This is a genomic window from Paraburkholderia nemoris, assembly GCF_905221015.1.
Classification (GTDB): domain Bacteria; phylum Pseudomonadota; class Gammaproteobacteria; order Burkholderiales; family Burkholderiaceae; genus Paraburkholderia; species Paraburkholderia nemoris.
In genome coordinates this window covers 22,658-42,499 of record NZ_CAJNBO010000021.1, presented here as the reverse complement: position 1 = coordinate 42,499, position 19,842 = coordinate 22,658, and the positions used below count along the sequence as shown (strand labels likewise).

The 19,842-nt window shown below is 64.1% G+C and carries 22 protein-coding genes; 18 read left to right on the top strand and 4 right to left on the bottom strand.

Annotated elements, in window-relative coordinates:
* Window positions 1-18: 18 nt before the first annotated feature.
* The 6 genes from KHO33_RS28450 (at window position 19) to rfaE2 (ending at window position 6,552) form a co-directional block, all read left to right on the top strand.
* Window positions 19-1,002: a fumarylacetoacetate hydrolase family protein gene (locus KHO33_RS28450; protein ID WP_054035667.1), complete on the top strand. Its 984-nt coding sequence runs from the start codon at window positions 19-21 to the stop codon at window positions 1,000-1,002.
* A 270-nt stretch (window positions 1,003-1,272) separates the two neighbouring features.
* A complete protein-coding gene (locus tag KHO33_RS28445) occupies window positions 1,273-2,493 on the top strand; it encodes an ABC transporter substrate-binding protein (RefSeq protein WP_200564087.1) in 1,221 nt (406 codons plus the stop codon).
* A gap of 102 nt (window positions 2,494-2,595) precedes the next feature.
* Window positions 2,596-3,492: an enoyl-CoA hydratase/isomerase family protein gene (locus KHO33_RS28440; RefSeq protein WP_200564085.1), complete on the top strand. Its 897-nt coding sequence runs from the start codon at window positions 2,596-2,598 to the stop codon at window positions 3,490-3,492.
* A 195-nt stretch (window positions 3,493-3,687) separates the two neighbouring features.
* Window positions 3,688-4,485 carry a PhaM family polyhydroxyalkanoate granule multifunctional regulatory protein gene (locus KHO33_RS28435; RefSeq protein ID WP_200564083.1) on the top strand — a complete coding sequence of 266 codons (798 nt, stop codon included), beginning with the start codon at window positions 3,688-3,690 and terminating at the stop codon, window positions 4,483-4,485.
* Window positions 4,486-5,070: 585 nt separating this feature from the next.
* A complete protein-coding gene (locus tag KHO33_RS28430; protein ID WP_200564081.1) occupies window positions 5,071-5,943 on the top strand; it encodes a ferritin family protein in 873 nt (290 codons plus the stop codon).
* 126 nt (window positions 5,944-6,069) lie between these two features.
* Window positions 6,070-6,552 (top strand): D-glycero-beta-D-manno-heptose 1-phosphate adenylyltransferase, encoded by a 483-nt coding sequence (gene rfaE2, locus KHO33_RS28425; protein ID WP_054035671.1) that lies wholly within the window; start codon window positions 6,070-6,072, stop codon window positions 6,550-6,552.
* Between the two features lie 3 nt (window positions 6,553-6,555).
* Here rfaE2 and KHO33_RS28420 read toward each other — a convergent pair whose 3' ends face one another.
* The 3 genes from KHO33_RS28420 to KHO33_RS28410 form a co-directional block, all read right to left on the bottom strand.
* Window positions 6,556-6,795 carry a hypothetical protein gene (locus tag KHO33_RS28420; RefSeq protein ID WP_200564079.1) on the bottom strand — a complete coding sequence of 80 codons (240 nt, stop codon included), beginning with the start codon at window positions 6,793-6,795 and terminating at the stop codon, window positions 6,556-6,558.
* Between the two features lie 75 nt (window positions 6,796-6,870).
* Entirely contained in the window at window positions 6,871-7,686 is an 816-nt protein-coding gene (locus KHO33_RS28415; protein WP_200564077.1) for a type III pantothenate kinase, read from the bottom strand.
* Complete coding sequence (locus KHO33_RS28410) at window positions 7,683-8,588, bottom strand: biotin--[acetyl-CoA-carboxylase] ligase (protein ID WP_200564076.1); 906 nt, start codon at window positions 8,586-8,588, stop codon at window positions 7,683-7,685. The genes KHO33_RS28415 and KHO33_RS28410 overlap by 4 nt, the downstream gene beginning before the upstream one ends.
* 106 nt (window positions 8,589-8,694) lie before the next feature.
* Here KHO33_RS28410 and KHO33_RS28405 point away from each other — a divergent pair, with 106 nt between their 5' ends.
* The 10 genes from KHO33_RS28405 (at window position 8,695) to KHO33_RS28360 (ending at window position 17,504) form a co-directional block, all read left to right on the top strand.
* Window positions 8,695-9,828, top strand: a complete 1,134-nt coding sequence (locus KHO33_RS28405) for an MlaE family ABC transporter permease (protein ID WP_200564074.1) — start codon at window positions 8,695-8,697, stop codon at window positions 9,826-9,828.
* On the top strand, window positions 9,825-10,703 hold the full coding sequence (locus tag KHO33_RS28400; RefSeq protein ID WP_054035675.1) for an ABC transporter ATP-binding protein: 879 nt from the start codon (window positions 9,825-9,827) through the stop codon (window positions 10,701-10,703). The genes KHO33_RS28405 and KHO33_RS28400 overlap by 4 nt, the downstream gene beginning before the upstream one ends.
* A 16-nt stretch (window positions 10,704-10,719) precedes the next feature.
* Window positions 10,720-11,706, top strand: a complete 987-nt coding sequence (locus KHO33_RS28395; protein ID WP_200564072.1) for an MlaD family protein — start codon at window positions 10,720-10,722, stop codon at window positions 11,704-11,706.
* Between the two features lie 34 nt (window positions 11,707-11,740).
* Window positions 11,741-12,367 carry an ABC-type transport auxiliary lipoprotein family protein gene (locus tag KHO33_RS28390; RefSeq protein WP_054035676.1) on the top strand — a complete coding sequence of 209 codons (627 nt, stop codon included), beginning with the start codon at window positions 11,741-11,743 and terminating at the stop codon, window positions 12,365-12,367.
* A 31-nt stretch (window positions 12,368-12,398) separates the two neighbouring features.
* The gene (locus KHO33_RS28385; protein WP_054035851.1) at window positions 12,399-13,556 is read left to right on the top strand and encodes a VanZ family protein; all 1,158 of its coding nucleotides are present in this window, start codon (window positions 12,399-12,401) and stop codon (window positions 13,554-13,556) included.
* A 186-nt stretch (window positions 13,557-13,742) separates the two neighbouring features.
* Window positions 13,743-14,066 (top strand): (2Fe-2S) ferredoxin domain-containing protein, encoded by a 324-nt coding sequence (locus tag KHO33_RS28380; RefSeq protein WP_200564070.1) that lies wholly within the window; start codon window positions 13,743-13,745, stop codon window positions 14,064-14,066.
* A gap of 8 nt (window positions 14,067-14,074) precedes the next feature.
* Entirely contained in the window at window positions 14,075-14,719 is a 645-nt protein-coding gene (locus tag KHO33_RS28375; protein WP_054035678.1) for an alpha/beta hydrolase, read from the top strand.
* A gap of 344 nt (window positions 14,720-15,063) precedes the next feature.
* On the top strand, window positions 15,064-16,293 hold the full coding sequence (locus KHO33_RS28370; protein WP_200564068.1) for a D-alanyl-D-alanine carboxypeptidase family protein: 1,230 nt from the start codon (window positions 15,064-15,066) through the stop codon (window positions 16,291-16,293).
* Window positions 16,294-16,306: 13 nt separating this feature from the next.
* The gene (locus KHO33_RS28365; RefSeq protein ID WP_200564066.1) at window positions 16,307-17,263 is read left to right on the top strand and encodes a D-amino acid aminotransferase; all 957 of its coding nucleotides are present in this window, start codon (window positions 16,307-16,309) and stop codon (window positions 17,261-17,263) included.
* Complete coding sequence (locus tag KHO33_RS28360; protein WP_054035680.1) at window positions 17,235-17,504, top strand: DUF493 family protein; 270 nt, start codon at window positions 17,235-17,237, stop codon at window positions 17,502-17,504. Before KHO33_RS28365 ends, KHO33_RS28360 begins: the two co-directional genes overlap by 29 nt.
* Window positions 17,505-17,540: 36 nt before the next feature.
* Here the strand turns inward: KHO33_RS28360 and KHO33_RS28355 are convergent, their stop codons facing one another.
* On the bottom strand, window positions 17,541-18,509 hold the full coding sequence (locus tag KHO33_RS28355; protein WP_200564064.1) for a transcriptional regulator GcvA: 969 nt from the start codon (window positions 18,507-18,509) through the stop codon (window positions 17,541-17,543).
* Between the two features lie 98 nt (window positions 18,510-18,607).
* Between KHO33_RS28355 and KHO33_RS28350 the strand changes: the two genes are divergently transcribed.
* Together KHO33_RS28350 and lipB are read left to right on the top strand one after the other, a co-directional pair.
* A complete protein-coding gene (locus tag KHO33_RS28350) occupies window positions 18,608-18,934 on the top strand; it encodes a DUF2917 domain-containing protein (protein ID WP_054035681.1) in 327 nt (108 codons plus the stop codon).
* Between the two features lie 174 nt (window positions 18,935-19,108).
* Entirely contained in the window at window positions 19,109-19,834 is a 726-nt protein-coding gene (gene lipB, locus KHO33_RS28345) for a lipoyl(octanoyl) transferase LipB (RefSeq protein ID WP_200564062.1), read from the top strand.
* Window positions 19,835-19,842: the final 8 nt, after the last annotated feature.

Below are 19,842 nucleotides of genomic sequence, written 5' to 3'. Positions count from 1 at the left end.
CTAACGGTTCTCTCCCCTATGAAACTTGCCACGCTGAAGGACGGCACGCGCGACGGTCAGCTGATCGTCGTGTCCCGCGACCTGCATACCGCGGCCGTCGCCGACGCGATCGCGCCCACCATGCAGCGCGTGCTTGACGACTGGGCCTTCTACGCGCCGCAATTGCAGGACCTCTACGACGCGCTCAACCAGGGCCGTGCGCGCAACACCTTCCCGTTCGACGCCAAAGAATGCATGGCGCCGCTGCCGCGAGCGTTCCAGTGGGCCGACGGCTCGTCGTACGTGAATCATGTGGAGCTGGTGCGCCGCGCGCGCGGCGCGGAAATGCCGCCGGAATTCTGGACCGATCCGCTAATGTACCAGGGCGGCAGCGACGACTTCATCGGCCCGAAAGACGACGTGCTGTGCGCCTCTGAAGAATTCGGCATCGACTTCGAAGCGGAAGTCGCCGTGATCACCACCGACGTGCCGATGGGCGCCACCCCTGACCAGGCGCTCAGGAGCATACGTCTGGTGACGCTCGTCAACGACGTCTCGCTGCGCAATCTGATCCCCGCTGAACTCGCGAAGGGCTTCGGTTTTTTCCAGAGCAAGCCGGCCACGTCGTTCGCGCCGGTCGCGGTGACGCCCGATGAGCTTGGCGAGAGCTGGCGCGAAGGGCGCCTGCACCGGCCGATGATCGTCCACTGGAACAACAAGAAGGTCGGCCAGCCCGATGCCGGCACCGACATGGTGTTCCACTTCGGCCAACTGATCTCGCACGCGGCGAAAACGCGCAACCTGCGCGCCGGCGCGATTGTCGGCTCGGGCACGGTGTCGAACAAGGACGCGAAGCGCGGCTATTGCTGTATCGCTGAGAAGCGCTGCCTCGAGACCATCGAGCACGGCGCGCCGCAAACCGAGTTCATGAAGTTCGGCGATACCGTGAAGATCGAGATGTTCGACGAAGCGGGCAAGTCGATTTTCGGTTCGATCGATCAGGGCATCGCGCCGCTGGATTGATGCGCCGTTTTGGTGCGGATCGCGGCATCAGGACCGCGCCGCGCGCGCTTCATTGCTTACGAAAGGGTTTCGCCCGATGCCGCCGTCACGACGCGCCGCTACACTGACTGGCGCGGCGGCGGCCCCGGGATAGCGGCTGTCTGTCGATCGCGAAAGCAACGCAAAACCATCGCGAAGCCGCACGTGGGCAGGACATAAGCAATACATAAGTAACACCCAAGCAGCACATCGGCGCTACATCAAAACGAAAAACCGAGGTGAGGAGACAGCATGCCGCGATTTGAAACCACCGAACGAGAAATCCAGGGCGCTCGCACGTCGAGCGTGCGTGCAACACCATCGCGCCGCGGGCTCGCCCGCCTTGCCGCTGCGCTGTGTGCCGCGCTGCCCGCCATCGCCATTGCGCAGGTGAAGATCGGCCTCGTGCTGTCGCTGACCGGGCCGGCCGCTTCGCTCGGTATTCCCGCGCGCGACACAGTCACACTGCTGCCCAAACAGATCGGCGGCCAGAGCGTCGAATACATCGTGCTCGACGACGCGTCCGACACCACGCAGGCCGTGCAGGACACCAAGAAGCTGATCTCGGAGAATCACGTCGACGCGATCATCGGCTCGTCGATCACGCCGAATTCGCTCGCGATGATCGACGTGGTTGCCGATGGTGAAACTCCCATGATCTCGCTGGCCTCGTCGGCGAAAATCATCGAGCCGGTGGATGCAAAACGCCACTGGGTATTCAAGACTCCGCAGACCGACGCGATGATGGCCTCGGCGATTGCTGAGCACGCCAGTACGCACAGCGTCAAAACGATCGCGTTCATCGGCCAGGCCGACGCGCTCGGCGAAACCTTCTACACCGAAGTCGCGAAGTTCGCGCAACTGCATCACATCAACGTGGTGGCGAGCGAGCGCTTCAATCGCACCGATCCGAGCGTGACCGGCCAGGTTCTGAAGATTCTTGCGACTCATCCGGATGCAGTGGTGGTCGGCGCGGCCGGCACGCCTGCCGCGCTGCCGCCGAAGACCCTCAGGGAACGCGGCTACAAAGGGCTGATCTATCACAATCACGGCGTGGGCAATAACGACTTCCTGCGGGTGTGCGGCGCGGACTGCAACGGCACGTTCCTGCCCGCGAGCCCGGTGCTGGTCGCCGCGCAACTGCCGGCGGACCATCCGGCCAAACGTCTCGCGCTCGACTACATCGCGCGCTTCGAGGCGTTGCGCGGACCGGGCAGCGTGTCGGCGTTCGGCTCGTACACATGGGACGCCGGCATGCTGCTCAGCAACGCGGTGCCGATCGCGCTTAAGGTGGCCGCCCCTGGCACGCCGGAATTTCGCGCCGCGTTGCGCGATGCGCTGGAAGCGACACGTGGGCTTGCGGACACCAACGGCGTAGTCAACATGAGCGCCGCGGATCACCTCGGACTCGATCAACGGGCGCGTGTGATGGTCGAAATCATGAATGCGAAGTGGGTTTATCAGCCGCATTGAAATTTTGCTGGGTTTGCGCGGGACTAGCGCGGAATATGGCGAATGTGCCCTTAGCTTGGGGCGACGGTTTCAACCGACATACCGATAGACGGATTGCTCATCATGTCTCAGGCACCACACAGTAACGACGCGTTTTACGCGCACTACCACTCGCTGCAATTGCACCGCCATCCGCATGGCGTGCTCGAAGTCGTGATGAGCGGCGAGGGCGCGAACAAGAGCGGCCTCGCCACCGCTAACGCGCGGATGCACTTCGAACTCGCTGAAATCTGGCGCGATATCGATCGGGATCCGGACACGCGTGTCGCGATCATTCGCGGCGAGGGCAAGGGCTTTTCGGCCGGTGGCGATCTGCAACTGGTCGAAGACATGGCGACCGATTTCGACGTCCGTGCACGCGTGTGGCGTGAGGCGCGCGACCTGGTCTACAACGTGATCAACTGCAGCAAGCCGATTGTTTCGGCGATGCACGGCCCGGCTGTCGGCGCGGGGCTCGTGGCCGGGCTGCTTGCCGACATCTCGATCGCGACGAAGTCGGCGCGCATTATCGACGGCCATACGCGTTTGGGCGTGGCCGCCGGCGATCATGCGGCGATCGTCTGGCCGCTCCTGTGCGGCATGGCCAAAGCCAAGTATTACCTGCTGCTGTGCGAGCCGGTGAGCGGTGAGGAGGCTGAGCGGATTGGCCTCGTGTCGCTCGCCGTCGACGAAAACGATCTGCGGCCCAAAGCATTCGAAGTCGCGCAAAAACTGGCCAACGGTTCGCAAACGGCAATTCGCTGGACCAAGTACGCGCTGAACAATTGGCTGCGCTCGGCGGGACCGGCGTTCGATACGTCGCTGGCATTGGAATTCATGGGCTTCGCCGGGCCGGATGTGCGCGAAGGCGTGAACTCGCTGCGCGAGCGGCGCGCGCCGGATTTTGGCGGCGCGGACCCTTGGAATGGGCAGCCGCGGCACTCGCCAGGCGGCGGCGCATCGGGCGGCGGGCGCTCCTGAAACCGGAGGCCGGCGCATATTGCGCAAAGCCCCGCCGGTCGGCACTTGAGGTGCTGCGCGAGCGGGGCAAACATGGGGCAAACCGCAGCCCAAACTAAGCGCGATTCGCAGCACCACGCGCGGTATGATCGAATTCGAATCAAACGCGCGCGGGACGGCGCTATTTCCTTCCCTTTATGCAGCGAGGCGACAAGCATGACTGATACATCTGGCACCACGCCGCCCTTTCCCGGTTTTCCCGGTTTTCCGCCCGCTGAAATGCTCGAACGCATGTGGGGCATGATGCGTCTCTCGCCGTTCGGCTCGGCGTTTTCGGGCGCGCAGCCTGGCAGCAACCTCGGGCCGTCGCTGTCGATGATGTCCGACATGATGGCGCCGCTTACCAACGTCGAAGAACTCGATAAGCGCATTACCGACATGCGCGCGGTCGAGCAGTGGCTCAAGCTGAATCTGAACATGCTGCAGTCCGCCATTCAGGCGCTCGAAGTGCAACGCGCCACGCTCGCGACGCTGCGTGCGTTTGGTGCGTTCGCGCAGTCGTCGATGGCGCAGCCGGCTTCCGCCGCTGCCGCGCCAAGTCCCTCGCCGACCGGCTGGCCGCACCCGGAAGCCACTGCGGCTTCGGCCAGTGCAAGCCCCTCGGCCGCGCCCGAGCCGGCACCCGAAGAAGGCGAGGCCGCCACGACACCACCGTTCGATGCCTCCGGCTGGTGGAATCTGCTGCAATCGCAGTTCAATCAGATCGCCCAGTTTGCGATGACGCAGCCAGGTGCGGCCGCATCGGACGGTTCGGCAACGGACTCGCCAGAAGGCGCGGCGAGCGCTTCGGCATCGGCAGGCGAAGCGGCTGACGCGCCGGAGGGAACCGCAGCGGATGCCGGGGCCGCAGCCAAACGGCCTGCAGCGAAACGGGCAGCGACGTCGGCTTCAACGTCCGCGAAGCGTGCAGGCAGTGCAAGCGCCGCTCCGCGAGCGACGAAAAAGGATATTTGACAGCAGGAATGGAACGGGTTGGCGCGTTCTGCGCGCCGACAAAGAGCATGGCCGGGCGACCGGCGGTGCCAACGAAGTGAATTCGCTGCCTGTCATGGTTTTGACCCCGATCGTCGGCCACACTCCGTGAATCGGGCTGTTTATTGAGAGAAGTCAATCAGGCGCAGGAATTGCGTCTGCTACGGCACAGGAACCGTAAAGTCAGCGTGCTATCATTGTGTAAGCTTCATTTGGCTTTTGGGCGGGCGCTGAAAACTACCAATCCGGCCGCCCTTGCGCCATTCGCCGCCGGTACCACCGGCGCAGAGCTGGACGGTGCGGATTCATCGCAGACTGGCTCGACCTCAGGCATAGGGTATCCCTCACCCACGGTTGGCCGCGCAGCGCGTAACTTCTGGTTAGCAGCGCCGCGCAAACGCCGGACTTCTTTGCTGCCCGGTGCATCTAGGCGGCCGATTACCGCGTAAAATTGAATGCTTGGCCGATAAACGGTGCACAAAACGGTGCGTTTCGTTCGTCATAAGCAAAAGTGCTACACGTAGTAGTTACAGACACAGACAGTATGCGCAGAACAGGGGTGGGACTATGAACACCATGCTTTATCCGGAACTTTATAAATCGCTCGAATCCGTTCGATGGGACATGGAGAAAGACATTCCCTGGGACAAGTTCGATGCATCGCTATTGACCGACGAGCAGGCAGCGACGATCAAGATGAACGCGATCACCGAATGGTCGGCGTTGCCCGCCACGGAAATGTTCCTCCGTGACAACCATCACGACAGCGATTTTTCCGCGTTCATGAGCGTGTGGTTCTTCGAAGAACAGAAGCATTCGCTGGTGCTGATGGAGTATCTGCGCCGTTTCAAGCCGGAAATGTGCCCGACCGAAGAGGAACTGCACGCTGTGCGCTTCGAATTCGATCCGGCGCCGCCGCTCGAAACCCTGATGCTGCACTTCTGCGGCGAAATCCGTCTGAATCACTGGTATCGCCGTGCTGCCGAATGGCACACCGAGCCGGTCATCAAGGCCATCTACGAAACCATTTCGCGCGACGAAGCGCGCCATGGCGGCGCGTACCTGCGCTACATGAAGAAAGCGATGATGCAAACCGGCGACATCGCGCGTGCTGCGTTCGCCAAGATCGGCGTCCTGATGGCATCGGCGCGCCGCACGGAAAAGCCGCTGCATCCCACCAACCTGCACGTGAATCAGGCGCTGTTCCCGCGCGACACGATTCAATCGCGTCTGCCGGATCCGGAATGGCTCGAACGCTGGCTCGACGAGCAGATCCGTTTTGACGACGGCTGGGAAAAGAAGGTGGTCGAGCGGATTCTGCACAACCTGTCGATTCTGTTCGAGCGTACGTTCAACACGGCGCAGGAACTGAACCGTTATCGCAAGGAAGTCGTCCTGCGCTTGCAGGCCGATCAGAAATCGGCTGAACAGCCGGCTTGATGGGTTCAGGTTCGCGGTTTTAAAGTTTCAGGAACGGCCCGGCAGGCGTGAGCTTGCTGGGCCGTTTTGCTTCATGCCGTCCCGCGTGTATCGTGGCGGCACTTCTTTTTTCTTTGCGACTCCGTCATGGCCGCCACTTTTGAACGCAAGATTTTTACGCGCGATGCGCTGGTGAAGCTCCGCGCTTCGATGTCCGCACCGGTTGTATTTACCAATGGGGTGTTCGACATCCTGCATCGCGGGCATGTGACGTATCTGGCCGACGCCAAAGCGCTCGGCGCTTGCCTGATTGTCGGCGTCAATAGCGATGCTTCCGTGCGCATGCTAGGCAAAGGCGATGACCGGCCGATCAATAACGAAGCTGACCGGATGGCTTTGCTGGCCGCGCTGGAGAGCGTCGATTACGTGGTTTGCTTTGGCGAGAAGACGCCCGTGGAGCTGATTTCGGCGCTGCGGCCGGATGTGCTTGTCAAAGGCGGCGACTACGACATGGATGTTTTGCCGGAGTCGGCCATTGTGCGAGGCTGGGGCGGCAAGGCTTTGGCGATTCCGTTCGAGCATGAGCGCTCGACTACCGCGTTATTGAAGAAGGTTCGCGCGCAAGGGTGATCTTTACTGCGGCAGCGCCGATGCAGCAATCGGCGCCGCAGGCGCCGGGCCGCCTACCACTGCCTGGTCGGCGGCATCGGCTGCCGTGACGGGCCGCACCTTCAACCACTCCGCATGGAGCTGGCGGTTCAGGTGGTTCGGCTCGCGGCCGCCGGCTGTGGGCGTCGGGCCGAATACGCCGCGCATCGCGACGAATGCCAGCATATTGGCAAGAAACAGGATGGCGATCAGCCAGCGCAGCATCGTTAGTATTCCCCGTTAATGAGTTCAGCCGCCGTTCTCGTGCCGCTATTCCGCCGTTATCCAGAAGGTCGCGGCTCAGGCGCCGCGTTCCATCGCGTGCTCAGCAGCAATCAGCGCAAGCCCCGACAGCACTAGCGAATCGTGGCGAGTATGCGGCACTTTTAGCGCACTTGTCACTTCGTCCACGGCGCCGCCGCTTACCACCAGGCGCACCGGCACCTGCCATTCGTCCTGCAAGTCACGCCACATGCGCTCGATCAGACCGGCTTGCGCCAACGTGCATCCGGCCGACAACGAGCGCGGCGTGTCCGTAGCGAAGAACGGGCCGCGGCGCTCGCGATCAGACGGGGCGTCCGCATCGAGCAGGCCGCGCGCTGAGTGGGCATCGAGCGTCGGCAGTTGCGCCGTGTGCTCGCCGAGCGAGCGCATCATCAAGGTCCAACCCGGCGCAATCAGGCCGCCGACAAAGCTGCCGTCCGCACGCAACGCTTCGAGCGTGGTTGCCGTGCCGAACGTTGCAATGAGCAGATTCTCGCCGGGAAACGCCGCGTGCGCGCCAATCAGGCCCGCCCAGCGATCGCTGCCGAGCGCATGCGGCGTCGTATAGCTATTGGTCACGCCGCATTGGTGCGCAGAGGCGCGGATCGTCGTGCGCGGCAGTTGCGGCCAATGAGCGTCGAGTAGCGCGGCAATCCGTGCCGCTACGCTTTCGCCCGCCACGTTGGATAACCATGCGCCGCTCGGCGTCGGCAACGCCGACCAGTCCGGTAGATCAGCGCCGCCATGCGCCAGAGCGCCGGCTGCAATTTGCGTACCGTCCGGCTGCACCAGCGCCCACTTGACGCGACTATTGCCCGCGTCGATCAACAGATAAGGCGCGCCGCTCGTCATGCCGTATCGTCGGCCAGACGCAGCGAGACGTCACCTGTCGCGACGGAGAGACGCCCGGCCGCCGTATTGAGTAGCAGTTGTCCGCTTTCGTCGACGCCTGCGGCCACACCGCGCGCCAGCTCTTTACCTTGCTCCAGCAGCACGACTTCACGGCCTGCGTACGCGTGCACCGCGTTCCAGCGCGTCTGGAACGGTGCGAAGCCTTCCGCGCCGAAGCGCTGCAGCGCGGGTTCGAGCGCGTTCAGTTCCGCCGCCAGCGTATCGGTGAGGTTTGCATTCGGCAGCGCGCGTTGCAGTGCGGTCGGTGTGGCGCCGCGCGCTTGCGCCGGCACGTTCGCGTTGAGCGCGCCGACCTTGGCGGCGAGCTCGTCCGCACCCTTTACATTGGTGCCGATACCGATCACCACGGCGCTCGCCTCGTCCGTGCTCCATGCGGTTTCGATCAGGATGCCGGCCAGCTTGTCGCCTTCGAGCAGCACGTCGTTGGGCCACTTCAGCGCGATTTGCCCAGGGCCCGCGACCGGCAACGAGCGCAGCCCGTCGACCAGCGCCACGCCCACCGCGAGGCTCAAGCCCGCCAGTCCTTCGAGCGGGCGCGGCAGCACGCAGGCCACCGAAAACAGCAGTGCATTGCCCGGTTCCGCATACCATGGACGGCCACGACGGCCGCGGCCCGCGGTTTGCAGATAGGCGACCCGCACGATCGGCCGCGGCAGCGCGCCGGCCTTGCGCGGCAATGCCTTGACGCGGGTCATCAGGTCGGCGTTGGTCGAGCCGGTTTCCTCGACGATTTCGATTGGCCAGTCATGCGCATGCGCACCGAATAGCGCGACGGCGCGCTCGCGGTCGATGCGCCAGTCGGTGGCCGCAGCGGCTTGGGGTGGGGTCTTGGAGGCGTTCATGTCTCATATTGTAGCCACTGCGAACGCTACGAGTCCGTGAGCACGGTTCAAGCGCCGCGCCTTCGTTACAATGGCCCCTAATCCGATAACCAGATTCCAGCGATCCTTGAACTACGACACTCCGCCCGGCCTTGAAGTCGCGGCCGGCAGCCAAGGCAAGATCGTCCGGCTCTCGGGCCAGTGGACGGCGCTCGCGCTCGCACGCGACAAGGCCACCGGTCACGTGATCCCTTTGCTGGGCACGCTGGTCGGCGCTGAAGGCATCCGCCAGTGGGACCTGTCGCGTGTCGACCGGATGGATCACGTCGGGGGGCAGGCGCTGTGGCGCGTGTGGGGCCACAAGATGCCCCCGGACACCACGCTCACCGATACGCAACGCGACATTTTCGAGCGCATCGCACTGCTCGACACGGCGCGCGAAAAGGTCGAGCCGGTAATCAAGTTCGATCCGTTCACCCGGCTGGGCCTCGCGATCTTCTCGTTCTTCGAGCATCTGTACGGCGGATTCGGCATGCTTGGGCAGGTCGTGCTCGATCTTCTCGCGATCGCGCGCAAACCGAAAATCACGCCGTGGACCGAGATCTCCGCGAACGTCTATAACGCAGGCACCAAGGCCTTGCCGATCACCGCGCTGGTCGCGTTCCTGATCGGCATCGTGCTGAGCTATCTGTCCGCGCAGCAACTGCGGCTGTTTGGCGCGAATCAGTACATCGTCAATATTCTTGGGCTGTCGGTGATTCGCGAACTGGGGCCGGTGCTGTCGGCGATTCTGGTGGCGGGCCGCTCGGGCTCGGCGATTACCGCGCAGATCGGCGTGATGCGCGTCACCGAAGAACTCGACGCCATGCGTGTGATGGGCATCCCGCACGGCCTGCGGCTGATTTTGCCGCGTGTGGTCGCGCTCGGCGTGGCCATGCCGCTCCTCGTGATGTGGACTAACATCATCGCGTTGACGGGCGGCGCGCTCGCCGCGAAGATCGTCCTCGGCATCGACATGAGCTACTTCGCGCGCGCCTTGCCGGGCGTGGTGCCGGTCGCGAACCTGTGGATCGGCCTTGGCAAGGGCGTTGCGTTCGGCATGCTGATTGCGATCGTCGGCTGCCACTTCGGCTTCCGTATCAAGGCCAATTCGCAAAGCCTCGGCGAAGGCACGACGACCTCGGTGGTGACCTCGATCACCATCGTGATTCTCGCGGACGCGGTGTTCGCGATCCTCTTCCAGAACGTGGGGCTAGGATGATCGCGCCACTCACCCAGGCCGTACGCGGCCAACCGATGCCCGAGATCGCGGAGCCGGTGATCGAGGTGATCGACATCACCAAGCGCTACGGCCGCAACATCGTGCATCAGCATCTGAATTTCGACGTACGGCGCGGCGAGATCGTCTCGATCGTCGGCGGCTCGGGCTCGGGCAAGACTACGCTGGTGCGGCAGATTCTCGGGCTGGAGCGGCCGTCGTCGGGAACCATCAAGCTGTTTGGTCAGGACATTGCGACCATTTCGCCCGAAGACGCGTTGCTCATGCGCAGCCGCTCCGGGATGCTTTTTCAGCGCGGCGCGCTGTTCTCGTCGCTCTCGGTGTTCGACAACGTCGCGCAGCCCTTACGCGAACTCGGCAAGGTGCCCGACGACCTGCTGCGCGACATCGTGATGCTTAAGCTCGAGATGGTCGGCCTGCCATGCAAGCACGCGTCGAAGATGCCGTCGGCGCTTTCGGGCGGGATGATCAAACGCGTGGGCATTGCGCGCGCCATCGCGCTCGAGCCCGAGCTGCTGTTTCTCGACGAGCCGACCGCCGGCCTCGATCCGCAGGCGTCGGATGAATTCGTCGAACTGATTTCCGCGCTGCATCGCGCGCTCGGTCTGACGGTGGTGATGGTCACGCACGATCTCGACACGATGATCGCGCTGTCCACCCGCGTCGCCGTGCTGGCGGATCGCAAGGTGCTGGTCGCCGCGCCGGTCGAAGAGGCGGCGGGCGTCGATCATCCTTTTATCCGGGAATATTTCCTCGGCCTGCGCGGGCGTCGCGCGCTGCAGGCGCTGCCGCCGGAGCGCCGCGCGAAATTGCCGCGTGCGGCGCTCGAATCGGCATCGTCCGAATTGCCGCTGTGAACCAGGGAACCTGACAATGGAAAATAAATCACATGCCTTCTGGGCAGGGATCTTCACGGTGGCCTTGCTGGCTGCAATCGCAGTGGCGGCTTTTTTGTTCAACGTCGACCGTTCCGTGCGGGTGCCGTACGATCTGATTGCGCGCACCAACGTTACGGGGCTGTATACCGACGCGGCGGTGCGCTATCGCGGGCTCGACGTCGGCAAGGTGCAGTCGATCAAATTCGATCGGGATCATCCTGGGCAAATCCTGATCCGCATCCTCGTCGACACGCACGCGCCGATTACACACTCCACGTTCGGCAGCCTCGGGTTCCAGGGCGTGACGGGTATCGCCTTCATTCAGCTGGATGATAGTGGGCGCGATCCGACGCCGCTCGCGTCGTCGGCGAAAGCGGTGGCGCAGTTGCCGATGCGCCCGGGCCTGCTCGATCAGTTGCAGCAACGCGGCGACGTTTTGCTGCGCAAACTCGAAAGAGTCACCGACGACGTCGACAATCTGTTGTCGCCGGAAATGGTCAGCCAGTTGCAGGGCACGGTAGCGAGTCTTCAGAAGGCCGCCGACGGCGTCGCCACGCTGACCCAGCAGATGGCGCCGGCCGCCGGCAAGCTGCCCGCCACGATCAACACACTGGATCGCACGCTGGAATCGACCAATCAGTTGATCACCAGTCTGAACCGCCCGGACGGCCCGTTCGAGACCAACCTGAACAAGGTCGGGACGGCGGCGCAGCAAGCGGGCGATGCGCTGGTGTCGATGGACAGTTCGATCCAGGAGTTGTCGGCGCGCGTCGGTTACGACACGCTGCCGCGCGTCAATTCGCTCGCCGAAGACGTGCGCTCCGCGGCCCGCTCCGTGGACCGCGCTGCCGACACGTTCAGCACCAATCCGCGCAGCGTGCTGTTCGGTGCGCCGCGTGCGGCGCCGGGTCCTGGCGAAGCCGGTTTCTCATGGCCCGCCGCGCGCGCCGCTGCGCCCGGGGTTACACCCGTCGCCAAATGAAATGAATTGCAGGTTTTGAAGAAGGAAGATTGTCATGTCACGCTTGACCCACCGATTGTTGTCCTCTGGCGCCACGCTTGCGATGCTGCTCGCGTTCGGCGTGCTGGCCGCAGGTTGCGCCGGCACCCCCGCGGCGATCTCGGACATCCGCTACGACCTCGGGCCGCCGAATCCGGCCGCCTCGGCCGGCACGCTGCCGGCGGTGAAGGTGCTCGATGTCACCGCGCCCGACAACCTCGAATCCGACAAGCTGATTTACCGGCTCAGCTACGCCGACGCGCAGCAGACCGCGTCGTACGCGAATAGCCACTGGACCATGGCGCCGTCGCAACTGCTGACCCAGCGTCTGCGCGGTGCGCTTAGTTCGCGCGGTACCGTGCTGACCGGGGCCGACGGCGTGCACGCGCCGGTCCTGAAGGTCGATCTGAGCGAGTTCGAACAGGTCTTCGATAGCCAGTCGGAAAGCCACGCCGCAGTCACCGCGCGCGCCACGTTGACACAAAACGGCAAGGTGATCGGCCAGCGCACCTTCCTCGCCCGCGCGCCGTCCAGTTCGGGGGATGCCGCTGGCGGCGCGCAGGCGCTCGCCGCGGCCAGCGACGACCTCGTCGCGCAGATCGGTGCATGGCTCGGCGTGCAGGCGCTGGTCGCCGCGCAATGACCTGCATGCAGCGCAAAGAACGGAGCGCTGCATGAGCGTTAAGCCCTGGCAGCGTCGCCCGTCGGCGCTCGCCCGGCAGACGTTGGGGCTGTATACGGCGCTGATCGTCTACGGTTCGTGGTATCCATTTTCCGGCTGGCGTTCGCTCGGCCTTGCTCCGTTTGCCTATCTGTCCGATCCCATGCCGCAGTACCTGACGGCGTTCGACGTCGTCACGAACGTGCTCGGGTACATGCCGTTCGGCGCACTGGTGGTGCTCGCGGTGTATCCGCGCTGGCGCGGCACGCTGGCGGTCGCGTTGGCTTTCGTGCTCGGTGGCTTGCTGTCGGGCGTGATGGAAGCGGTGCAAACCTATCTGCCGACGCGCGTGGCCTCCAACCTCGACCTGGCCGCCAATGCGCTCGGTGCGCTGCTCGGCGCGGCGATCATGTCGCCGGCCACCGGCGCGTTGCTCGATCGCGGCTTGCTGCGGCGTGCGCGGCTCCTCTGGTTCGAGCGCGACACGGCGGCGCTTGCCTGTCTCGTCGCCTTGTGGCCGTTCGCGACCATGTACCCGGCGCCGCGGCTGTTCGGTCTCGGTAACTGGCCGCGCGAGCTGTGGCTGCGTTTCGATTCGACGACGCAAGACGCCTTGCTCGCGTGGACGCCGACGGCCTGGCACGTCGGCGCGTGGCCGGCGCTGGTGGCCGCCTGGCTGCCGGACGACGCCTGGGAAGCCGTCATCACCACGCTCAATCTGTTCGCCGCACTGGCTCTGGCCTCGCTGCCGGTGCGCCGCCATGCGCCGCTCGTGCGCCTGTTGCTCGTGTTTATCGTCATGACCTTGTGCGTGAAGGCGGGCGCGACTTTTCTGCAATCGCAATCCGGTCTTGCGTTCGATTGGGCGACGCCCGGCGCGCTGGAGGGGCTTGTGTGCGGCACCGTCGCCGCACTGCTGGCGCTGCGCTTGCGGCGCAGGTTGCGGGCGGCGCTCGCGGCCTGCGCGCTGACGGTCGCGCTCGTGTTCGTCAATCTGCTGCCGGTCAATCCGTATTTCGATGCTGTACTGGCGGACTGGCGCCAGGGACGGTACCTGCACTTCAACGGTCTCGCGCACTGGATCGCGTGGATCTGGCCGTATGCGGCGCTAGTGTGGCTCGCCTATCTTGTCGAACAGGTTTGGCTCAAGCGGCGCGTGAGGGGCACATGAGGGGCACATGAGGGGCACATGAGGGGCGCATGAAGCGTGCATGAAGCAGGGGCGGCGCATGAGTGCGGGCGCGCGTCCGCCGCTCAGCGACCGTCAGCCCCGCTCGCTATAATCTTCCGCACAACAGGCGCGCTGCGGCGCTTCGAGCGCCATTCCCACTCTTACAGTTTCGCCCCTCCGGACATCATGGATCCCTACTACAAGTACCACGTCTTCTTCTGTCTCAACCAGCGCGATCCCGGCGCGGAGCGTCCGAGCTGCGCGAATTGCAATGCGCAGGCGATGCAGGAACACGCAAAAAAGCGCGTGAAGCAACTCGGCCTTGCAGGTCCGGGCCAGGTGCGTATCAACAAGGCCGGCTGTCTCGAGCGTTGCGAACTCGGCCCGGCGCTCGTCGTGTATCCGGAAGGCGTCTGGTACACGTACGTCGACGAGAGCGACATCGATGAAATCGTCGATTCGCATCTTGTGAACGGCAAAGTCGTTGAGCGTCTGAAAATCGATCAATAAACCGCGCCATGAATACACATACGAAGAAGTATCTGATCGACGGCCCGGTCGGCAAGATCGAAGTCGCGCTGGATCTGCCTGACGACATGCGTGACAACGGCGCCGCGCCGCGCGGTATCGCGCTGGTCGCGCACCCGCATCCGCTGTTCGGCGGCACGATGGACAACAAGGTCGCGCAGACGCTTGCCCGCACGCTCGTGCAGTTGAACTACGTGACGTACCGCTCGAATTTCCGCGGTGTCGGCGAAACGCAAGGCGAGCATGACGCCGGTATCGGCGAGCGCGACGATCTGCGCGCCGTTCTCGACCACATGCGCGCCCAGGCAGGACAGGGCGATCTGCCCCTCGTACTGGCGGGTTTTTCGTTCGGCACCTTCGTGCTGTCGCACGTGGCCGCGAAGCTGCGCGAAGAAGGCCAGGCGATCGAGCGGATCGTGTTCGTGGGCACCGCGGCGAGCCGGTGGGAAGTCGCGCCTGTGCCGGAAAACACGCTCGTGATTCACGGCGAAATCGACGATACCGTTCCCATTCAGTCGGTTTTCGACTGGGCGCGGCCGCAGGAATTGCCGGTTGTCGTGATTCCGGGGGCAGAGCATTTTCTGCATCGTAAGCTGCACGTCCTGAAGCGGATCATCGTCGACGCGTGGCGCTAAGGGGCACACGCGAGGACGCACGCGGAGGGCGCCGCGCGTGTTTTCCGGGGTACAGGTATGGGCAAACGCAAATTAATCGCCGACCTTTGCTCAAAGATACCAGGATAGCGCGCGTATAATGAGCGCTCTTTTTTGGGCGCAGCATTGCCCACCCGGCAGTTCGCGCGACGCGTAGCTTCTTGCTCGTGCGCAGCGGTGCCGGATGCGAGGCGTGCTGCGCGAACCGATCGCGTCGCCGGAAGTCCAATGGGCGCCGCGCCGTTTTTACGGCCTGACGCTCGCCGACCGGCTCCTCCAATCTGTGCGCCCTGCGCGCGATGTATTTTTCCGCACGAATCGACCCTATGCGTTTCTCCACCTCCGGCCGCACGTCATTCCCGTCAGTTTCTTCTTTCGTTCCCACTACGCTTAGCCGTGCCGTGACCCTCGGCATCGTGCTGCCGGCCACGCTCGTTGCCAGCACGGCGTTCGCGCAGGTGCCGCCGCCCGGGGTGAACGCGCGTTCGTGGGTGCTCGTCGACGCTACCAGCAATCAGGTGCTCGCCTCGGGCAATCCCGACGAACGTGTCGAACCGGCCTCGCTGACCAAGCTGATGACCGCGTACCTCGTCTTCGAAGCACTGCAGACGAAGAAGATCACGATGGAGCAGACGGTGATGCCGAGCGAAGCGGTGCGCCGCGTGCGCACCGACGAATCGCGCATGTTCATCGAAGCCAACAAGCCGGTGACCGTGCACGATCTGGTGTACGGCATGATCATCCAGTCGGGTAACGACGCGGCGATCGCGCTGGCCGAACTGGTGGGCGGGAGCGAAGCGCAGTTCGTCAACATGATGAACACCGAAGCGCAGAAACTCGGCATGAAGAACACGCATTTCGCCGACGTGAACGGCATGCCCGACGCGCAGCACTACACCACGGCGGGCGACCTCGCGGTGTTGTCGGCGCGCCTGATTCGTGACTTCCCCGACTACTACAACATCTTCTCGGTCAAGGAATTCACGTACAACAAGATCAAGCAGCCGAACCGCAACCGTCTGCTGTGGATCGACCCGACCGTGGACGGCCTGAAGACCGGTCATACGCAAGCGGCCGGCTACTGCCTGATCGCCAGCGCGAAGCGTCCGCTGCCGGGTACGGCCGACGGCTCGCGCCGTCTCGTCTCGGTGATGATGGGCGAGGTCAAGGAACACGACCGCGTGCAGGACAGCCTGAAGATGCTGAACTACGGCTACACCGCGTACGACACGGTGCGTCTGTACAAGGCGAACCAGGTGGTCGGCACGCCGCGCGTCTACAAGGGTGCGCAGGACACCGTGCAGATCGGCGTGAAGGGCGATCAGTACATCACCGTGCCGAAGGGCATGGGCGACAAGGTTAAGCCGCAGATCGAGCAGATCGATCCGCTGATCGCACCGATCGCGAACGGTCAGCAGGTCGGCACCGCGAAACTCGTGGCCGACGGCAAGGTGCTGGCGCAATTCCCGATCGTCGCGTTGCAGGCCGTGCCGCAAGCCGGCGTGGTCGGCCGCGTGTGGGATTCGCTGATGCTGATGTTCAACAAGAAGAAGTAAGAGCCCGATTGCGATGACCGCTGTTTCCGATGTTTCGCTCGACCCGATCGTTTATCTGAACGGCGAGCTGGTGCCCTTGTCCGAAGCGCGCGTGCCGGTTCTCGACCGCGGCTTTATTTTCGGCGACGGCATTTACGAAGTCGCGCCCTTGTATCCGCATGCGAGCGGCCGTACGGCGTTTCGCTTCCGGCATCATCTGGCGCGCCTCGGGCGCTCGCTGGACAAGATCGGCATCGTCAATCCGTTCGACGATGCCGGCTGGCGCGAGCTGATCGACCGCGTGGTCGCGGCCAATGAAGCGGACGCAGGCCTGCGCGCCGATCAGAACGCGATTGCCTACGTTCAGATCACACGGGGCGTCGCGAAGCGCGGTCACGCGTTCCCGGCCGGCATCCAGCCGACCGTGTTCGTGATGGTTACGCCGCTGAGCCTGCCGGACGCCGCGCAGCGCGCGCAGGGCGTGCGCTGCGTTACCGCCGAAGACCGCCGCTGGCTCAATTGCGATATCAAATCGGTATCGCTGCTCGGCAATGTTCTGATGGCGCAGTACGCGGCTGAAAACGACGCGTTCGAGACGATCCAGTTTCGCGACGGCATGCTGACCGAAGGTTCGTCTTCAAACATCTGGATGGTGAAGGACGGCGTGTTGTATGCGCCGCCGCGCAGCCACAAGATTCTCGAAGGGATTCGCTACAGTCTGATCGAAGAGCTGACGGGCGAATGCGGCATCCGCTTCGAAGCGCGCGAGATCGCCGAAGCCGAGTTGCGGGCCGCCGACGAGATTCTGGTCAGTTCCGCCACCAAGGAAGTGCTGCCGGTCACGCAGCTCGACGCTCAGCCGGTCGGTAACGGCAAGCCGGGCGCGGTGTTTGCGGCCTTGTACGCGGCCTATCAGCGCGCCAAGGCCAAGGAAGCGCAAGAAGCGCAGCAAGGAGTAGAAAGTGAATCCCGCGAAAGAATCATTGCTTGAGTTTCCGTGCGACTTTCCCATCAAGATCATGGGCAAGTCGCATCCCGAGTTCGCCGAGACGATCGTGACGGTGGTTCGGCAGTTCGATAACGAAGTCGATCCCGCTCGCGTGGAAACGCGGCCGTCCAGCGGCGGCAATTACACCGGTTTGACGGTTACCGTGCGCGCGACGAGCCAGGCGCAGCTCGACGATATCTATCGCGCGCTGACCGGCCATCCGATGGTGAAGGTGGTGCTTTAAGGCTAGCCAGGCTCTGTGCCTACGGATGCCTCTGGATTACGGCGTGACGCGCAATGCGTCCGCCGCCAGATCTGCGTTTGGTGCAGGGCCCGCCTCGCAAGCCCGCTCGAAAAGCTGTTTGAACCGTCCCACTTCTTCGAATACCCAGGCGCGGAACGCCTTGACACGCGCGGTTTCGAGCATCTGCGGCGGGCAGATGAAGTAGTACTGCCACGGGCTCGGCCCATCCACATCGAATAGCCGCACAAGGCGGCCGGCCGCGATCTCGTGCATCGCCAGCGAACGGCGCGTGAGCGCGACCCCCTGGCCGTCGATGGCCGCCTGCAGCAGGTTCGACGAATCCTGGTACAGCACGCCGCGCTTCGGCTCAGGCCAGTCGGTGAGGCCGGCGGCGTCGAACCACGGCCGCCAGAGTTCGTCGTCCGAGCGCAGCAGTTGAACCTTGGCCAGATCGGCCGGCGTTTGCGGCAGCTTGCCGCCGTTGAAATTCGGCGCGCAAGCCGGAAAGAAGATCTCCTCCAGCAGCAACTCCGCGTGCAGCCCCGAATATTTGCCGTAGCCGAAACGGATCGCCACGTCGACGTCGTCGCGCGCGAAGTCCGTCAGCGCGTTGGTGGACAGCAGTTCGAGGTCCCACAGGGGATGCGCCTCGATAAAGCCGCCGATGCGCGGCGTCACCCAGCGCGCCGCAAATGAGGACAGCATGGACACGACGAGGCGCCGTTCGCGGTCTCCGGCGCGGACTTCGCGAGTGGCGTCAGCAAGCCCCATCAACGCGGTGCGCACGCGCGTGGCATAGCGGCGGCCCGTGTCCGTGAGCCGTACGCGCTTGCCGTCGCGGGCGAACAGTGCGATGCCCAATTCCTCCTCGAGCGCGCGAATCTGGTGGCTGACGGCGCCGTGCGTGACGAACAGCTCGTCGGCGGCACGCGAGAAGCTCTCGTGGCGGGCGGCGGCTTCGAACGCCTTGATGGCGTTCAGCGGGGGTAATTGCCGGAGGTCCATCGCAATATTTCTCACATAGAGGTGAAAATAGATCGTTTTGCGTAAACCCTTGCTACGCCTAGGATTGTAGTCATGAAACGAATTTTGGCGAGGGCATCATGCGAGAAATTTCCTCTAGTATCGCTTTTGAAATCCGCAACGGCGAAACCATTCCTATGAAGGTAGCACGCAGCACCAAGCTGGTCGTGCACGGCGGCGCGGTGTGGGTCACGCGCAGCGACGATACCGAAGACTACTGGCTGCAGCCCGGCCACACGCTGCGGCTGCGGCGCGGTGAACGGCTGTGGTTGAGCGCCGAGGGCAGCACGCATGCGAAGGTCGCGTTTTCAGTGCCGACACGCTGCGATGAGCGTGCGCTGAACTGGCTCGCACGGGTCGGCGAGCGGCTGGCTGCCCGTATGCGTGGGGGCTGGCGCACGGTGTGAGCGGTGGCGGCGCCGTGACGCGATAGCGGAGCGGCGCTGCAGTTGAACGGCGCTCAGGCGCGAAACGAAGCGCGACTCTGGTTAAACGGAGTTCCGGTACGAAACAAAGCGCCCCGAGTCCCAAAGTGGGCGCGCCCGGCGGGGATGCCCAGATTTCGGTAAACTGTCGGGATCATGTGCACCACCCCGGTTTCCCCGTCTCCTTTGCCCGCCACGGCGCCGCTTACGCTGCGCTGGCTCGGCAACGAACCTTACGAAGCCAGTTTCGAAGCGATGCGCGCGTTCACCGACGCGCGCACCGCCGATACACCCGACGAGATCTGGCTGGTCGAACACCCCCCCGTCTTCACGCTTGGCCAGGCCGGCGACCCGGCGCATCTGCTGGCCGCCGACAGCGGCATTCCGCTTGTCAAAGTCGACCGGGGCGGGCAGATCACGTATCACGGGCCCGGACAGGTGGTTGCCTACCTGTTGCTGGACCTGCGCCGACGCAAGCTGATGGTGCGCGAGATGGTCACCCGGATCGAGCAGGCCGTGATCGACACCCTCGCGGCGTATAATCTCGCCGGAGAACGCAAGGCGGGTGCCCCCGGTATCTACGTGGCGCCCGGGCCGGACGCCGGGCTGCATGCCGGCGCCAAGATCGCCGCGCTGGGTCTGAAAATCCGCAACGGCTGCAGCTATCACGGCGTGAGCCTGAATGTGAACATGGACTTGCGGCCGTTTCTGGCCATCAACCCATGCGGCTACGCGGGGCTCGAAACAGTCGATATGGCAACGCTGGGCGTTGCCGCCGGCTGGGACGACGTGGCCCGTACCTTTGCAGCACGCCTCACCGCAAACCTCGACGGCAGTCCCGCGGCCGTCGCCCAACCGCAGGCCGGTGCCCTCACCGCCTGACTGGACCG

Coding starts and splice junctions, on each gene's coding strand:
- KHO33_RS28450 (WP_054035667.1), top strand. CDS start 19: ATGAAACTTGCCACGCTGAAGGACGGCACGCGCGACGGTCAGCTGATC.
- KHO33_RS28445 (WP_200564087.1), top strand. CDS start 1,273: ATGCCGCGATTTGAAACCACCGAACGAGAAATCCAGGGCGCTCGCACG.
- KHO33_RS28440 (WP_200564085.1), top strand. CDS start 2,596: ATGTCTCAGGCACCACACAGTAACGACGCGTTTTACGCGCACTACCAC.
- KHO33_RS28435 (WP_200564083.1), top strand. CDS start 3,688: ATGACTGATACATCTGGCACCACGCCGCCCTTTCCCGGTTTTCCCGGT.
- KHO33_RS28430 (WP_200564081.1), top strand. CDS start 5,071: ATGAACACCATGCTTTATCCGGAACTTTATAAATCGCTCGAATCCGTT.
- rfaE2 (WP_054035671.1), top strand. CDS start 6,070: ATGGCCGCCACTTTTGAACGCAAGATTTTTACGCGCGATGCGCTGGTG.
- KHO33_RS28420 (WP_200564079.1), bottom strand. CDS start 6,795: ATGCTGCGCTGGCTGATCGCCATCCTGTTTCTTGCCAATATGCTGGCA.
- KHO33_RS28415 (WP_200564077.1), bottom strand. CDS start 7,686: ATGACGAGCGGCGCGCCTTATCTGTTGATCGACGCGGGCAATAGTCGC.
- KHO33_RS28410 (WP_200564076.1), bottom strand. CDS start 8,588: ATGAACGCCTCCAAGACCCCACCCCAAGCCGCTGCGGCCACCGACTGG.
- KHO33_RS28400 (WP_054035675.1), top strand. CDS start 9,825: ATGATCGCGCCACTCACCCAGGCCGTACGCGGCCAACCGATGCCCGAG.
- KHO33_RS28395 (WP_200564072.1), top strand. CDS start 10,720: ATGGAAAATAAATCACATGCCTTCTGGGCAGGGATCTTCACGGTGGCC.
- KHO33_RS28390 (WP_054035676.1), top strand. CDS start 11,741: ATGTCACGCTTGACCCACCGATTGTTGTCCTCTGGCGCCACGCTTGCG.
- KHO33_RS28385 (WP_054035851.1), top strand. CDS start 12,399: ATGAGCGTTAAGCCCTGGCAGCGTCGCCCGTCGGCGCTCGCCCGGCAG.
- KHO33_RS28380 (WP_200564070.1), top strand. CDS start 13,743: ATGGATCCCTACTACAAGTACCACGTCTTCTTCTGTCTCAACCAGCGC.
- KHO33_RS28375 (WP_054035678.1), top strand. CDS start 14,075: ATGAATACACATACGAAGAAGTATCTGATCGACGGCCCGGTCGGCAAG.
- KHO33_RS28370 (WP_200564068.1), top strand. CDS start 15,064: ATGCGTTTCTCCACCTCCGGCCGCACGTCATTCCCGTCAGTTTCTTCT.
- KHO33_RS28365 (WP_200564066.1), top strand. CDS start 16,307: ATGACCGCTGTTTCCGATGTTTCGCTCGACCCGATCGTTTATCTGAAC.
- KHO33_RS28355 (WP_200564064.1), bottom strand. CDS start 18,509: ATGGACCTCCGGCAATTACCCCCGCTGAACGCCATCAAGGCGTTCGAA.
- KHO33_RS28350 (WP_054035681.1), top strand. CDS start 18,608: ATGCGAGAAATTTCCTCTAGTATCGCTTTTGAAATCCGCAACGGCGAA.
- lipB (WP_200564062.1), top strand. CDS start 19,109: ATGTGCACCACCCCGGTTTCCCCGTCTCCTTTGCCCGCCACGGCGCCG.